The organism is Pseudomonas sp., assembly GCF_036387035.1.
Classification (GTDB): Bacteria; Pseudomonadota; Gammaproteobacteria; order Pseudomonadales; family Pseudomonadaceae; genus Aquipseudomonas.
Window position 1 is genome coordinate 22875 of record NZ_DASVUM010000191.1, and the last position, 14398, is coordinate 37272.

Sequence of the window (14398 nt, forward strand, 5' to 3'; positions counted from 1 at the left end):
CTCCCTTCAGAATCGCTCAAGACTAGCAGGCGGCGTGATGCAGGTTATGACCGCCAACCGCTGCGATGGATCACTGGTTCGGAAAACATTCGCTTGCCGCTACACGCGGTGGCGCCACGACGCGGTTACGACGCGGCCACCTCGCTCAGCGCTACCAGCCCGCGCGGTACAAATCCGTCAATTGGCTGAGCATCAATGCTTCAGCGGCATCGCGCTCCGCCATGAGTGCCAGGCCTCGTCGGTGATACTCGTCCGGATCGGTTGGCGGATGCTCTTCCAGGGCGGCCATGCGGTCGCGCACCGACGCGGTCGCCATTTCCAGACCTCCCTGATGCTCGGCTCGCAACCGGGCATTCCATTGCTGATCATTCACCGCAAACTGCAACAAGGCGGGCCCGCGCTCGGCTTCGAGCACGCGGCGTCGAGCGTCCAGCAGCGCGCCGCGATCCACCGCGGCAAGTCGTGCCCAGACCATGCGATGGGGCTGACCGGGCAGGCCGAGATCGTCCGCCAGCCCAATGCGGTACGCCAGCCGGACCTCGGCGTGATCCAGCGCCATGCCCAGGCTTTCCCGCCGCGCAATCTCGGCGTCGGCAATCGCCTGGACTTCGTTCAGCCGAAAGAGCTGGCGAATGACGCGGAACATTCCTTCCGTGCGTTGGGATTCCGCAACGCCACGCAGCGACTCATGGCTGTACACCGCGACCTGGACGTCACTGAAAATAAGCCGCGCACCGTCCTGGCAGGTCTGGTTCGCGCCAAACAGTCGGTCATTGGCCATGACATCAAGCTGGCCGCGTAACGTGGTGTCTTGCGCAGCGGTTGCCAGCACGTTCAAAACGTCGCTGGCGAGTTCAGCATGGAACTGGCGGAAGTCGGCGGTTTCCCTCAAGCGCTGCAACAGCATCAGCAGATGGGGCGCGTCGGCCGCCTGCTCCACCTGCGCCCAGGCTTCCAGCAGCCGCTGATTGAGCGCCTCTTCACCCGGGCGCAGCCACAGCTGTACCGAGGGCACGGGAACCCCTCTGCTTGAACCGGCGCGGTGAGCATGGGGTTCGCCTTCGTCGTCCGATGATTCGGAGTCGGTGTCCATCGGCGCGCCTTCCACCGGGATCTCACGAATGTCCTCGGGAAAGTCGTAATCGAGTTGATAGCGATGCCCGTACCCGGTGTCGTTGCGCCAGTAATCTTCCAGCGACTGGTGTGAGAGAGGGTTGTTGTAGGCGTAGATCAATGTGTGGCGGTCATGATCCGTCGGGTTTTCGATGACCTCGGCGGGGACCTCGGTGATGTGATTGTCACTGATATCCAATTCTCGAAGGCCCAAAGAATGAGCCCATTGCGGCCATTCGGAGAGCCCCGTGTTATTGATCCACAGCATCGACAGGCTCAGGCGACTGGTGTCGTTCAGGTCGCCGAGGTAGGTGCCCGCCAGACTCAGGGAATCAAGCGCCGGGATGTCCATCACTCGATCCATCGCGGGCTGCCCGAATGTCCATGGCATGTTTTCCAGCGACAGATGCCCCAGCCGCTGCAGTTGGGGCAGCACCTCCGGGATTTCGGTCAGGCTGCCGCGCACGTTCAGATGGGTGACGTTGGGGAAGTTAGCCATTAATGCGTTGGCCCCGGCGGTATCGAACTGCACGTTAACGAGATCGATCTGGGTGATGTCTGCGTAGAAGTGCGGCAATGGGGGCAGCGTCGGCACGCTGAGGTATTCAAGGGTCAGCCAGCGCGAACCGCGAGGTGCGGCGCCATGGCTGTAACGCCACGCCCGACCCAGGGCGTTGGCGACTCGGCGCCGTGCCAGACGTTCGCCCTCGTTCAGCAGGACGCTCATGTCGTCCGCTTCCGCCCAGGCGATCAGGCTGACGTGCAGCTGATCATACGCCAGGGTACGGGTCTGCGTTGCGATCAGCAGCTGGTCCAGTGATCGCCCGCGCTGCGCCATGCTGCGCACCTGCTCCGCCACGTCCACGCTCTCCGGATACAAGTGCGTCATCGCCTGAAGCAGTTGCTGTTGAATCGGGCTGTCAGCGACCGGCAACCCTGCCCCGCGGCCGCTGAGTGGATAACCGATGCGACCGTCCAAAAAGCGCTGCGGCGGGCTGAATGTCGGCGGCAATGTCCACTGCCCCAGTTGCTCGGCGGCCCACTTCGGCTGCGATCGGACCCAGTGGAAGACACGACGTTTAAGCGCCCGCACGTCGGCGTCGGTGTCGCTGAAACCCATGGCCTGACGACTCTCCTCGGGCAGCGCGCGCAACAGCGAAGAAAACAGGCTGCCTTTATTCGCTGGCTTTTCGGCGCCGTCCACCTGAAAACCCTTGTCACCCTTGATCAATACCCGTCGTTGCCCGGCGTCTTCTGATCCGATGCTGTCTAGCAGGGGCCCGGTGGCGATGCCGTCCCGGATTTCAATCCGCAGGTCAGCGGGCCATCCCTGAAACGTACCGAGGCTGCGCAGTGTCAGGCGTTGAAGGTCACCGTTGGCGGTGCCGGGGGTCAGGAAAAAACCTTCGAGGGCGCGGTTCATGCGGGTTTGGCGCACATGCTCACGGACCTTCCCAGCCACCTCGAGCGGGATGCGCTGGGTTTCCACCATGGCGAGCCTTTGCTCGGCACTGGCTTCAGTGATCAGCGACTGGCCAGCGGCCAGGGTCAGGGACGGGAAATCACGCCTGAGCAGCGCGATCAGCGGGTCACCGGACTGCTCGCTCGTGCGGTAGGCCGCGTCGAATGCCTGGGCGGAGTCTGCCGCCTGCCGACTCAGTCGAAACCGCTTTGCCGTGTCGAGCAGCGCTGCCGGCGCGGGTTCTCCGCCGATGTGCAGCGACGCCAGACGCGCCTCGTCAACGCCGCTGACGGCCATGACGCGGGTAACGGACCTATCATCGATTTCCGCCAGTTCGGGGTGCAGACGTCGCAGCGCGGCGCCGACCTCCGTCAGTCGCACACGCCCGGTGGCATCCCGTGCGAGCACGCTGCGCTTGAAGAAGGACGGCGGCTGGGACGGTGGGATTTCTGCTGCCATCTTGCTCGTGACCGCGCCTGCGGCACCCAGGGCGCCCATCAACGCCAGGTTCTTCGCCACGTCTCCCAGGTGCGCCAGCGCTTCGTCCATGTCGCCGTGGCGCCACGCTTCCACGCCCTCGAAGGTGTCGTCGAGCATCTGTGCGCCTGCAACCAGCATCATGGTTTCGCCCAGACCAGGGACGAACATCGCGGCAATGTTCAGGGCATCCATGCCGTAATCCAGCCACTCTGCCAGGCGCTGCTCGCGGGTTTTCCGGTTCTCATCGTCGGTAGGGACCGCCAGCACGCGCGCATCGTCTTTTATTCGCAGCATCTGCTGAAGGTAAACCATATCCCCCAGCGAGCCGCCCAGGCCAATGGCTTGCAGATCGAGAAAAGCCGTCTGGTCCTCTTCGGCAACGCTGATGAGTTGACGGTGAAAGCCTTTGCCGCGGGCGAGGCTGTGCAGTACCTGGGGCGCCAGACGCTCATGCAACCGTTTGAAGAATGCCGCCTTGCTGCGCTGGGGAATGAAACGGTCGAAGTAGCGCTGGTACGCCTCGGCGCGCAGTTTGGTCCGCAGCGCCTCGGTGAACTGTTGCAGTGAGGCATAGGACTGGACCGCGTTATCGGGCTCACCGCGCATATACACCGTGCAGCCTGCCTGCTCGCCGGACATGAACACCCACGCACCGCGCAATTTGCAGCCGAGCAATTGCAAGGTAGATATCGAGTCTGCCGGGCCATGGACGTCGATGCTCAGTAACGCTTGATAGTGAGCTTCATCGATTGCTCCCTTGAGGCGCGCGATATGGCAATCGACCCGCAGGGTCAGACGTGCGTGTTCAATGATGCGCGCCTTGATGTCATGACTGTCCAGGCTACCGGGGACATCGGGCCGCGCCACGGGGTGCAACACCTGTCGCAAATGCCGTTGGTACTGGCCGCCCAGGTCCAGCCGACGACACAGTTCGATGAATCGAGCGGGAGGTACGTACAAAGGATCCGCACTGACCTGTGCAGTTGAATCGTCTGGGTTGCCGCGAACGATGGCCGACGAGCTTTCACGCCCGGCCTCTCCGACCTCGGTCTCTTCGAAGTTCTGCAGGGCAGCCGCGAGCAGCGAACGCGTGCTGGAACCCTGCGGTACGGCCCGTCCCGTCAGTCGGTCACGCTCGAATCTGGCGTGAAAGAATTGGTCGCGGTCCACGTTGAGACCCGGCCCGAACTCGACGTCGAGGGCCTGGGTTAGCAATGGCCTGCCGAATGTCGGCACGTCCTGGATACGCTGGAGAATCTGGCTGAGGTTTTCCCGGGCCGCCTGGGCGCGGGTCATGTCTTGGCGCAGGGCATCGCGCATGGCCGGCGTCGCCTGGATGAACCATTGAGGCAGCGTGTTTTGAATGAATGCAGCAGTGAATGCCTGACTGGCGGTGTTCATCTTACGTCCTTGTTTTTGCGTGTGATCAAAGGCGCCTAGATAAACAGGAATGGGTCCGCAAACTGGCATACATATGTAGTGCACGGCGCCCCGGACGCTGGAGTAAAATCGCCACCTTGCCCGCCCCGAGCCAAACATGACCAGCACCGAACACGCCCAGATCGACTGGGACGAAAACGGCAATCCGCATTCACGGGTGTTCGCCGACGTTTATTTCTCGAATCAATCGGGACTGGACGAAACCCGCCACGTATTCCTGACCCAGAACGAATTGCCCGAGCGCTTCGCCGCCTTGCCCGCCGGCGATCGGCTGGTGGTCGGCGAAACCGGGTTTGGCACCGGGCTCAACTTTCTGTGTGCCTGGCAGCTGTTCAACGCCAGCGCCGTGGCAGGCGCCCGGCTGCATTTCGTCAGCGTCGAAAAATACCCGCTAAGCCGCACCGACCTGGAGCGGGCACTGGGCTTGTGGCCCGAACTCCAAGTGTTTGCCAATCAGTTGCTCGGTCAGTACGTTGCGGTCCACTCGGGTTTCCAGCGGTGGGTGTTCGAAGGCGGCAGGGTCACCCTGACCTTGCTGATCGGCGATGCGCTGGACATGCTGCCGCAGCTCGACGGGAAGATCGACGCCTGGTTCCTGGACGGTTTCGCACCCGCAAAAAACCCGGAAATGTGGACGCCCGAGCTGTTCGCCGAGCTGGCGCGGCTGGCGGCCCCAGGCTCGACCATCGGCACCTTTACCAGCACCGGCTGGGTGCGCCGGGCACTGAACGCGGCAGGTTTCAAAATGAAGCGCGTGCCGGGCATCGGTCATAAATGGGAGGTGCTCAAAGGCCGCTTCGTCGGCTGGCCTGACGACCTGGCAGCGCCCCAGCGCGCCAAGCCCTGGTTTGCCCGGCCTCGTTCACTGGAAGGTCCTCGCTCGGCGTTGGTGATTGGCGCCGGGCTGGCCGGGTGCGCCACGGCGGGGAGCCTGGCGGCGCGCGGCTGGCAGGTCAGCCTGCTGGAACGCCATGGGGATCTGGCGCAGGAAGCGTCGGGCAACCCGCAGGGTGTGCTGTACCTGAAACTATCCGCCCATGGCACCGCCCTGTCGCAGTTGATCCTGAGCGGTTTTGGTTACACCCGACGCCTGCTGGAGCGCCTGCAACGGGGCACCGACTGGGACGATTGCGGTGTGCTGCAACTGGCTTTCGATGAGAAAGAGCAAGAGCGGCAGGCGAAACTGGCCGCTGCGTTCCCCGAGGACCTGCTGCACGTGCTGGACCGGGCCGATGCGCAGGCCCGTGCGGGCGTCGCATTGAAGAGCGGCGGCCTTTTTTATCCGCAGGGTGGCTGGGTGAATCCGCCCGCGTTGTGTCGCGTTCAGGCAGACATGAGCAACATTGATCTGTTGACCCACCACGACGTGGTCGAACTCCGGCGCGACGGCGCGCTATGGCAAGCGTGGGATGGCGAGCGGCTGTTGGCCTCGGCGTCGGTTGTCGTGTTGGCGGGCGCAGCCGAGATCAAACGCTTTCCAGCCAGCGCGCAATTACCGCTCAAGCGCATTCGCGGGCAAATCACCCGATTGGCTGAAACCCCGGAAAGCCGTGCGTTGGCAACGGTTATCTGCGCCGAGGGTTACGTGGCCCCCGCGCGTGGCGGCGAACACACGTTGGGCGCAAGCTTCGCTTTCAACAGTGATGACCTGACGCCGAGCATGGCCGAACATGTCGGCAACCTTGAGCTGCTACAGGAAATCTCCGAGGACCTTGGTGAGCGGCTCAACACCCATGAGCTGCCTGCCGAGGACCTGCAGGGTCGCGCCGCGTTTCGCTGCACCAGCCCGGACTACCTGCCCATCGTCGGACCGCTGGCTGACCGCACTGCGTTCGTTGAGGCATACGGCGTGCTGCGCAAAGACGCGCGTCAGACCCCGGATACCGAATGCCCCTGGCTCGACGGCGTGTACGTCAACAGCGGGCATGGCTCACGGGGTCTGATCACTGCGCCGCTGTCCGGCGAGCTGATCGCCGCCTGGCTGGACGACGAACCGCTGCCCCTGCCGCGAAGCGTGGCAGAAGCCTGTCACCCCAACCGGTTCGCATTGCGAGAATTGATTCGCGGGAAGTAAGCAGCTTGCGGCAACGGGCTAAAAGACCGCAGCGCCGCGATTCGACGCAACTTCTTGGTCCTGCGCAAGATCCACTGTCTCGCCAGTTACATAGGCTCCGGCCAAACCGTTATCCTCCAGCCCATCCCTCTCATCAGGTGCGTGTCGATGCTGCAAGTCCAGGGTGTGTTCAAGAGCTATGCCACGGCACAAGGCCCACTGGCCGTTTTACGTGGCGCGGATTTGCACCTGGACAAGGGCGGCAGTCTGGCATTGATGGGCGAGTCGGGCAGCGGCAAAAGCACGTTGCTGCACCTGGTGGCCGGGCTGGACCAGTTGGACCAGGGCAGCATCGAGGTGGCCGGCCAGCGTCTGGAGCAGATGAACGAGGCGCAACTGGCCAACTGGCGGCGCACGGAAATCGGTCTGGTGTTTCAGCAGTTCAACCTTATCGGCAGCCTCAAGGTTGAAGACAACCTCGCCTTTCAGGCCCGTCTGGCCGGGCGCTTCATGCCTGAATGGCAGGCCGAACTCACAGAGAGGCTGGGCTTGGGTGCGCTGCTCAAACGCTACCCCGAGCAATTGTCAGGCGGCCAGCAACAGCGCGTTGCGATTGGCCGCGCCCTTGCTTCGCGCCCCGCTCTGCTGCTGGCGGACGAGCCCACGGGCAACCTCGACGAAGCCACCAGCGATGAAGTGCTGCAACTGCTGCTCGACCTTCTTGCCGACAGCAGCACCAGCCTGTTGATGGTGACCCACAGCCCCAGGGTGGCGGCGCGATTGCAGCGTCAGGCCGTGTTGCATCTGGGTCGTCTGGTCAGCGAAAGCGAGCGCTGAGATGACCGTCTTTTACTGGACTTTGAAGGCACTGCTGAGCCACTGGCGGCGGCATCCCGTGCAATTCTTCAGTGTGCTGACCGGGCTTTGGCTGGCGACCAGCCTGTTAACCGGCGTGCAGGCCTTGAACAGTCAGGCGCGCGAAAGCTATGCCAAGGCCAGCCAGATGATCGGCGGCGAGCCGCAGAAGATCCTCGTTTCCCCCAACGGCGCCAACTTCTCACAAGACTTGTTCGTCAGCCTGCGCCGTGCCGGCTGGCCCGTCTCCCCTGCATTGCGCGGTCGCGTCACCCTCAAGGAAGCCCCGGAGCAACGCCTGACCATGCTCGGTATCGAGCCGGTCTCGCTGCCGGTGAATACCGCGCTGGCCGGTCAATCGCTGGACACCGCCCAGATCGTCGATTTTTTCACCCCTCCCGGCACCACCTGGGTTTCGCCGCAGACCCTCGCGGCGCTCGGGCTGCATGAGGGCCAGCAGCCGGTCATCGACTCCGGCAAAACGCTGCCGCCGCTGCGTGCGAAAACGGACATGGCGCCGGGCGTGTTGCTCATGGACATTGGCTTTGCCCAGCAACTGCTCAGCCAGCCCAATCAGATCTCGCGACTGGTACTGCCAAAGGATTTTGCCGACAGCGCCCCTGCCTTGCCTGCCGAGCTGAACGGCGAGCTGGTGCTGCGCAAAAGCGGCGAAGACAACGACCTCGGCCGCCTGACCGAGAGCTTTCACTTGAACCTCGACGCGCTAGGCTTCCTTTCGTTCGTGGTCGGGCTGTTCATTGTCCATGCGGCCATCGGTCTGGCACTGGAACAGCGCCGTGGCCTGCTGCGCAATTTGCGCGCCTGCGGTGTGAGCGCACGCGGGCTGATGTTGAGTCTGGTCGTCGAGCTCGGCGTGCTGGCGTTGCTCGGCGGCATTGCCGGGGTCATCAGTGGCTACTGGCTGGCGAGTGCGCTCTTGCCCGATGTCGCGGCAAGTTTGCGCGGGCTGTACGGTGCTGAAGTCGCCGGGCACCTGAATCTGAGCGTCTGGTGGTGGCTGAGCGGTTTGGCGGTCAGTCTGCTCGGCGCGTTTCTCGCGGGGGCCAGTAGCCTGTTGCGTGCCGCGCGCCTGCCTTTGCTGGCACTCGCCAATGCACAGGCGTGGCACGACACCCATGCCAAATGGCTTCGACGCCAAGGTGCCGTGGCCGGGATTTCGGCACTGATTGCAGTGTCGGCCGCGCTGTTCGGCGACAGCCTGGCGCTGGGTTTCGTGTTGATGGCCAGCCTGCTGTTAAGCGCGGCGCTGGGCCTGCCGGTGCTGCTCAATCTGCTCCTCGACGCCCTGTTGGGCAGGAGCCGTTCCGTACTGGGTCAGTGGTTTCTCGCCGACTGCCGCCAGCAACTGCCAGCCCTGAGCCTGGCGCTGATGGCTTTGTTGCTGGCAATGGCAGCGAACATCGGCGCGGGCAGCATGACGTCCGGGTTTCGTCAGACGTTCACCCATTGGCTGGAGCAGCGCCTCAGCGCCGAGCTGTACATCAATCCGCAAAACCCGGCTCAAGCCGCGCCGCTGCAGCAATGGCTAAGTCAGCAGCCGTTGACGTCGGCCGTGCTGCCGAACTGGCAAGTCTCGCTGCAACTGCACGGCTGGCCGGCGGAGCTGTATGGGGTGATCGATCATCCGCATTACCGGCAGCACTGGCCGCTGCTGGAATCGGCGAGCGGCGATGCCTGGAAGCAACTGGCGCAGGGACAGACGCTGATGCTGAGCGAACAGCTGGCCCGACGTCTGGACGTCAGCGTTGGCGATGAAGTAAGGCTGCCCGCTCCGGACGGCCCGTGGCCGTTGCGAGTGGTCGGCATTTACGCCGATTACGGCAATCCCAAAGGCCACATTCTGGTCAACGCCGATCACTTGCTCCAGCACTGGCCTCAGCTAACGCCAAACCGCTTCAACCTGCGAATCGACCCCCGGGCCATCCCGCAACTGCTGCGCGTGCTGCACAACAAATTCACCATCGACGACAACCGCATCGTCGACCAGATCCAGCTCAAGGCGTGGTCGCAACAAGTGTTCGAACGCACCTTCGCCGCCACTGCGGCCTTGAACAGCCTCACCCTGATGGTCGCCGGGGTGGCGCTGTTCATCAGTCTGCTCACACAGAGCCAGAGTCGTCTCGCGCAGCTCGCGCCGTTATGGGCGTTGGGTGTGACGCGGCGGCAGCTGATGCTGCTCAATCTGGCGCAAACCTGGCTACTGGCGGTGCTGACGCTGGTACTGGCGATTCCATTAGGGTTGCTGCTGGCGTGGTGTCTGGATGCGGTCATCAACGTTCAAGCGTTCGGTTGGCGCCTGCCTTTGCAGGTGTTCCCGATGCAGTTGCTGCGCCTGACCCTGTTGGCGATGCTCGCCACATTACTGGCGTCGGCATGGCCGCTCTATCGTCTATACCGCACCCGCCCCGCCGATTTGCTGAGGACGTTTGCCAATGAAGGTTAAGGCTCCGCCCCTGATAATCGCTCGCCTGCTGATGGTCATGCTGCTGCTTTCCGGCCTGATGCTGAGCGCATGCGATGACAAGCCCGAGGAAGAGAAGGGTTTCGCAGGCCTGGCCGATGACGCCTCGAACTATGCGCAAGTGACACCGGGCAAGCGCTTCGTGTTTCCGGACGATCATGGCCCCCACGATGACTTCCGCATTGAGTGGTGGTACGTCACCGCCAACCTCAAGGATGCTGACGGCCAATCGTTCGGCGTGCAGTGGACGCTGTTTCGCAACGCCCTGCCACGCGCGAAGGGACTTCAGGGCGACGGGGCGGGCTGGAGCAATCGCAATTTATGGATGGGCCACGCGGCTGTCACCTCGCAGGGCGATCATTTTGCCGCGGAGCGCTATGCCCGTGGCGGCGTGCAGCAGGCCGGCGTGACACTGGCGCCCTTTGCAGCCTGGATCGACGACTGGTCCTTCTCCAGTCAATCCGCCAACGGTGATCCGTTGGCGGACATGCAGTTGCAGGCCAGCGGCCCGCAGTTCAACTATCGCCTGCACCTGAAAGCCACCAGGCCACTGGTATTGCAAGGCAGAGAGGGCTTCAGCCAGAAGTCCGAGCAGGGTCAGGCGTCGTATTACTACAGCCAGCCATTCTTTCAGGCGGACGGCAGCCTCGAGATCGACGGCAAAACGTATCAAGTGAGCGGGCCCGCATGGCTGGACCGCGAGTGGAGCAGCCAGCCACTGACAGAAAACCAGACGGGCTGGGACTGGTTCTCGCTGCACCTGGGGGATGGCGATGAAGTCATGCTCTACCGCATGCGGCAAAAGGACGGCGAGCCGTACCTGACCGGCACATGGATCAACGCGGATGGCAGCACCGAGCAACTGGCAGCAAAGGACATCGAACTGGGGGCGCAAGACACGACTGACGTTGAAGGCCGCGACATGCCGACTCGCTGGTCGGTAAAAATACCCGGCAAGGCAGTCGATATCGTCGTTGACGCGCTAAATGCCCAAGCCTGGATGAATCTGCAGATTCCCTACTGGGAGGGACCGGTCAGCTTGAGCGGCAGCCATGAGGGTGTTGGGTATCTGGAGATGACGGGGTACTGAGTAAAACACTCAAGGTGCCGCCGAGTTTCAGCTGCCGGACGCCTCCGGGCTGAATCTTCGAGGTCGGCACTCGCTTCGACCCGTTTCACCGTCAGACCTTCGAGCCGGTGAATCCAGTGGTAATGCGATTCAAGTCCTTCCAGGGAAATGTCGCGTACACGGCAAACGTGCAAGCCCTCGAATGCTCGAATGGAAGCTCGGCCTCGGACTCCTCTTGCTCAGCGTGGCAGGTTTTACAAATGACCTCCTGGTCACAAAGGCGCCAGAGGGCATGCCACTTAAACAGCCTGTCGGAGTTAATCACATTGCATCGCCTGCTCTGCGAGGAAACGATTGTCCTCACTACACTGAGTGGGCCAGCGCGCCATCGTTCGCGCCGTCAGGACCCATCCGTCCGATTGCAACGTAGATAGCAACGTAGATAGCAACGTAATAAGCGTCAACCCGCTCTCGCCCAAGCAGCCTGAGCGCCACTCGCGAGGTTTATTGAACGATCCGGCATTGAACGCATCGATAAACCTAGGCTGCTGACGGAAGCACGCTCTGATGATGTGTCCGCCATCGAAGGCAAAGGGCTTGAATCAGAGCTGTTCATTTGCTCCGCACCAGGGCCAAAACGTTACCGGCTGAGTGCACTGCGCAAGCTTGGGATTAAACAGCGCAGGATGTACATCCGCACCGCACGCACGCAGTCATGTGCCCGATGTCCGGCATGAACCCGGCATTCATCCCCGCGCAGACCGGGCACAGCGTGCAGGTACTGCTTTCCACGTGCGCCAAGTGGATCGGTTCGTTGAGAGACTGGACTGAAGTGAACAAGCCGGACCGCCGTGAATGCGGTTCGAAACGGTACGCGCAGAATCCCGGTAACGCCAAACACGCCGAAACATAAGGGTTTAGGACAGATGTGCGGATTAGCTGGCGAACTACGCTTTGACAACCAACCTGCGGATCTCGCCGCAGTAGAACGCATTACCCATCATCTCGCGGCTCGCGGCCCGGATGCGTGGGGGTTTCACAGCCAGGGGCCGATTGCCCTAGGCCACCGCCGATTGAAAATCATGGACCTGTCGGACGGCTCGGCGCAGCCAATGATCGACAGCCATTTGGGCCTGTCTCTTGCCTTCAACGGCGCGATTTACAACTTCCCGGAATTGCGCGCCGAACTCGAAGGCCTTGGCTACTCGTTCCATTCCGGCGGCGATACTGAAGTGCTGCTCAAGGGCTATCACGCCTGGGGCGCGGACATGCTGCCCAAGCTCAACGGCATGTTTGCCTTCGCCATCTGGGAGCGGGACAACAGGAGCCTGTTCATCGCTCGCGACCGTCTCGGGGTGAAGCCGCTGTACCTGTCGCAGACCGACAAGCGCCTGCGCTTTGCTTCGTCTCTCCCCGCCCTGCTCAAAGGCGGCGATATCAGCCCGATGCTTGACCCGATCGCGCTCAATCATTACCTGAACTTCCATGCCGTGGTGCCTGCGCCGCGCACATTGCTGGCAGGCATCGAAAAGCTGCCGCCGGCTTCGTGGATGCGCGTCAGCGCCGAGGGCAAGGTGGAGCAGAAAGTCTGGTGGACCCTCCCGTACGGCCCGCGTCCCGACGAAGCGAACCTGACCCTTGAAGACTGGCGCGACCGAGTCCTCGACAGCACACGTGAGGCCGTCGCCATTCGTCAACGCGCCGCGGTCGACGTCGGTGTGCTGCTGTCTGGCGGTGTTGACTCAAGCATGTTGGTGGGACTGCTGCGTGAAGTCGGCGTGAAGGACCTGTCGACCTTCTCCATTGGTTTCCAGGATGCAGGTGGCGAGCGTGGCGATGAGTTCCAGTATTCTGACCTTATCGCCAAACATTACGGCACCCACCACCATCAGCTACGGATCCAGGAGAGCGAGATCATCGAGCAACTGCCTGCCGCCTTCCGTGCGATGAGCGAACCGATGGTCAGCCACGACTGCATCGCGTTCTATCTGTTGTCCCGCGAAGTGGCCAAGCATTGCAAAGTGGTTCAGAGCGGCCAGGGTGCGGACGAGTTGTTTGCCGGCTACCACTGGTACCCGCAAGTGGACGGCGCGAGCGATCCTTACGCCGCCTACCGCGATGCGTTTTTCGACCGCAGTTACACCGAGTACACCCAGACCGTTGCGCCGAAGTGGCTGACCGAAAACGACGCGGCGGGGGATTTTGTGCGTGAGCATTTCGCGATGCCCGGTGCCGATGCGGCAGTGGACAAAGCCCTGCGACTGGACAGCACGGTCATGCTGGTGGATGACCCGGTCAAACGCGTCGATAACATGACCATGGCCTGGGGCCTCGAGGCCCGCACGCCGTTCCTCGATTATCGACTGGTTGAGCTTTCGGCACGCGTGCCTGGTCGCTTCAAACTGCCGGACGGCGGCAAGCAAGTGCTCAAGGAAGCGGCGCGTCTGGTCATTCCGTCCGAGGTCATCGATCGCAAAAAAGGTTATTTCCCGGTGCCGGGCCTCAAGCATCTGGAAGGTAATACGCTGAACTGGGTGCGCGATCTGCTGCTCGATCCGAGCCAGGACCGCGGCCTGTTCAACCCAGTCATGCTCGACACACTGCTGACCGATCCTCAGGGTCAATTGACGCCACTGCGCGGCTCCAAGCTGTGGCAGCTCGCAGCGCTCAACCTGTGGCTCAGCGAACAGGGGCTCTGACCGATGAAAGCCAACGCTTCCGTTCATAACCAGCGTTTGTTGCGCGGCCAGGCCCCGTCGTACGAGCGTTTGCAGGCCCGCCTCGCCGAGGATGGCAGCACGCCGGAGACAGAACCGCTGGCGCTGCATTGCGGCTGGGGGCGGCTATTGATCGGCCACACCTACCCGGACCCGGCGACCCTTGCGCACGATTTGCTGAACGAGAAACAGGGCGAGCGCGATATTGCCCTGTATGTTGCGGCGCCGCAGCAGGTGTTGGCACAGTCGCCGCAACAGCTGTTCCTCGATCCGTCGGACACCTTGCGGCTGTGGTTCAGCGACTACCGGCCTGCGCAGCGCGTGTTCCGTGGCTTCAGAATTCGTCGGGCGCAGAGCCCCTCTGACTGGACCGCGATCAACAACCTTTATATCGCTCGTGGCATGCTGACCATTGACGCCGACCTGTTGACCCCTCGTCATCAGGGCGGCCCTGTGTACTGGATTGCCGAAGACGAGACCACCAATGCCGTGATCGGCAGCGTGATGGGCTTGAATCACCAGAAGGCCTTCAACGATCCCGAAAATGGCAGCAGCCTGTGGTGCCTGGCAGTTGACCCGCAGTGCCCCCGGCCTGGCGTTGGCGAAGTTCTTGTGCGGCATCTCATCGAACATTTCCAGAGCCGCGGGCTGGCCTATCTGGATTTGTCGGTCCTGCACGACAACCAGCAAGCGAAAAGCCTTTACGCCAAGCTGGGCTTTCGCAACC

The 14398-nt window shown here is 62.6% G+C and carries 8 protein-coding genes; 7 read left to right on the forward strand and 1 reads right to left on the reverse strand.

All coding sequences use genetic code 11. From position 1 onward, the window contains the following. Nucleotides 1-151: 151 nt before the first annotated feature. Nucleotides 152-4456 carry an NEL-type E3 ubiquitin ligase domain-containing protein gene (locus tag VF672_RS18185; RefSeq protein WP_331105942.1) on the reverse strand — a complete coding sequence of 1435 codons (4305 nt, stop codon included), beginning with the start codon at nt 4454-4456 and terminating at the stop codon, nt 152-154. Nucleotides 4457-4592: 136 nt separating this feature from the next. Between VF672_RS18185 and mnmC the strand changes: the two genes are divergently transcribed. From mnmC to VF672_RS18220, 7 genes are all read left to right on the forward strand, one after another. Further along, nucleotides 4593-6569: a bifunctional tRNA (5-methylaminomethyl-2-thiouridine)(34)-methyltransferase MnmD/FAD-dependent 5-carboxymethylaminomethyl-2-thiouridine(34) oxidoreductase MnmC gene (gene mnmC / locus VF672_RS18190; RefSeq protein ID WP_331105943.1), complete on the forward strand. Its 1977-nt coding sequence runs from the start codon at nt 4593-4595 to the stop codon at nt 6567-6569. Nucleotides 6570-6716: 147 nt separating this feature from the next. After that, nucleotides 6717-7385, forward strand: a complete 669-nt coding sequence (locus VF672_RS18195; RefSeq protein ID WP_331105944.1) for an ABC transporter ATP-binding protein — start codon at nt 6717-6719, stop codon at nt 7383-7385. A gap of 1 nt (nt 7386) precedes the next feature. Continuing rightward, nucleotides 7387-9867: an ABC transporter permease gene (locus VF672_RS18200; RefSeq protein WP_331105945.1), complete on the forward strand. Its 2481-nt coding sequence runs from the start codon at nt 7387-7389 to the stop codon at nt 9865-9867. After that, on the forward strand, nt 9857-10975 hold the full coding sequence (locus VF672_RS18205; RefSeq protein ID WP_331105946.1) for a lipocalin-like domain-containing protein: 1119 nt from the start codon (nt 9857-9859) through the stop codon (nt 10973-10975). Before VF672_RS18200 ends, VF672_RS18205 begins: the two co-directional genes overlap by 11 nt. 712 nt (nt 10976-11687) lie before the next feature. Beyond that, nucleotides 11688-11867: an integrase gene (locus VF672_RS18210; RefSeq protein WP_331105947.1), complete on the forward strand. Its 180-nt coding sequence runs from the start codon at nt 11688-11690 to the stop codon at nt 11865-11867. A gap of 13 nt (nt 11868-11880) precedes the next feature. Next, complete coding sequence (locus VF672_RS18215; RefSeq protein ID WP_331105948.1) at nt 11881-13653, forward strand: N-acetylglutaminylglutamine amidotransferase; 1773 nt, start codon at nt 11881-11883, stop codon at nt 13651-13653. Between the two features lie 3 nt (nt 13654-13656). Continuing rightward, nucleotides 13657-14398, forward strand: a 742-nt coding sequence (locus VF672_RS18220) for a GNAT family N-acetyltransferase (RefSeq protein WP_331105949.1), incomplete at its 3' end; no start/stop codon positions are given.